The sequence below is a fragment of the Varibaculum cambriense genome (genome assembly GCF_032557235.1).
Classification (GTDB): domain Bacteria; phylum Actinomycetota; class Actinomycetes; order Actinomycetales; family Actinomycetaceae; genus Varibaculum; species Varibaculum cambriense_C.
The window spans coordinates 1-1,244 of record NZ_JAWGMB010000022.1 but is presented as its reverse complement, the minus strand read 5'-3'; the positions used below and the strand labels follow the sequence as shown (position 1 = coordinate 1,244).

3 protein-coding genes are annotated in these 1,244 nt (G+C 56.9%); all 3 read right to left on the bottom strand.

Features of this window, described 5'->3' with window-relative positions; genetic code table 11:
- Positions 1-23 precede the first annotated feature (23 nt).
- Positions 24-341: a hypothetical protein gene (locus E6072_RS08830; protein ID WP_316695148.1), complete on the bottom strand. Its 318-nt coding sequence runs from the start codon at positions 339-341 to the stop codon at positions 24-26.
- Between the two features lie 300 nt (positions 342-641).
- Entirely contained in the window at positions 642-1,013 is a 372-nt protein-coding gene (locus tag E6072_RS08825; protein ID WP_316695146.1) for a hypothetical protein, read from the bottom strand.
- Between the two features lie 3 nt (positions 1,014-1,016).
- On the bottom strand, positions 1,017-1,244 hold a 228-nt coding region (locus E6072_RS08820; protein ID WP_316695145.1), incomplete at its 5' end, for a hypothetical protein.

The following is a 1,244-nucleotide window of genomic DNA, read 5'->3' as shown; positions in this document are numbered from 1 at the left end:
AGTTCATCATCGAGGTAACGCATCTACGCCACCCCCTCACTAATCACGCCGTCACCATCAACCACGCCGTCACCATCAACGCCGCCAGCAGTGGCCGCGCCACCGGTGGGGGTGTCGGTAGCCATCGCGGCCACGAAAGACGCCACCGCATCGAGCACCAACCCCACCTGCGCGATAGAAAGCCTGGCACCGGGAGCCAAAAAATCAGAAACCAAATAAGAAAGCACCGGGCAGTGCCACTCATGCCCCGCTGGATGCGTACCCGCGCACGCCGGGCAATCACCCTGGGCAAGCGGGAACTTTACCAACCGGGAGCTAGATACACCCGTATAACGCTTCATAGCGTCCTCCAAAAAGCTTGATGAGTTCGTTCGAGGACGCTGACCGGCTTGTTCAGAGCAAGTCAGCGCCGGGTACTTGAACACCTGCATCAAGTCAGGCCTCCCGCTTTCCCCCGGAGGGTCTTGTATAGCGAGGACGCTACCCGGCTTGGTACGCCAAGCCGATATAGAAAAACCGCTCTCACGGGATCGCGGTAGACCGCTTGATGTGGTGTGTTCAGCACCTGCGGACATAGTAGCACAATCAAAGACAAAAAAGTCAAGTACGGCGCGCGGGAAAATCAAAACCACCAAAAGCATTTACTTCACCTCTCCCCAACTTCTCCGAGCCTCGTCCTCGTCAATACCGAAGCGCTCTGCGTATTCGATATATCGACAAGAATCCGCCGCCCGCTTGAGCGAACCCATCGGAACCCGCGCGGCACCCAAACGCTGATACACCGGGCGAGCAGCCTCCACAAAGCGCGTCACCGCATCCGACACGGACTGCAGCCAGCCGCAAACGGTGGCATTGGGGTAATCCTCCACGTCCACCGGGGCCGCAACATTACTTAAAGCCCACCCCGCCAGGTAAAGGTCATGCATCTGTCTAGCGGAATCCTCAGCAGAATCCTTAGCAGAATCCTTAGCAGAATCCTTAGCGGTCTCGCCGCTGGTCTGGTTGCGAAGCATTTATTACTCCTCTTCCAAATTTTCCCGAGTCTCGCCCTCGAGCAGCTCCCGCTCAAAAGCAGAGATAGAACCCTGGGGAGAACCCTCCCCAGTAGGATCAGAAGTGGACAAAGAAGTTTCATCACCTACTGGGGAGGAAGAATCATAACCAGCACCGCCACCTTCTGGCGGAGTATCGAACAACCTGAGCAGGGGTATCTGGTCGTAGAGTTCGGCCAGAACGTCACTACC

Bases quoted from the DNA above. Each gene is read 5' to 3' on its own strand.
- E6072_RS08830 (WP_316695148.1), bottom strand. From the start codon at position 341: ATGAAGCGTTATACGGGTGTATCTAGCTCCCGGTTGGTAAAGTTCCCG.
- E6072_RS08825 (WP_316695146.1), bottom strand. From the start codon at position 1,013: ATGCTTCGCAACCAGACCAGCGGCGAGACCGCTAAGGATTCTGCTAAG.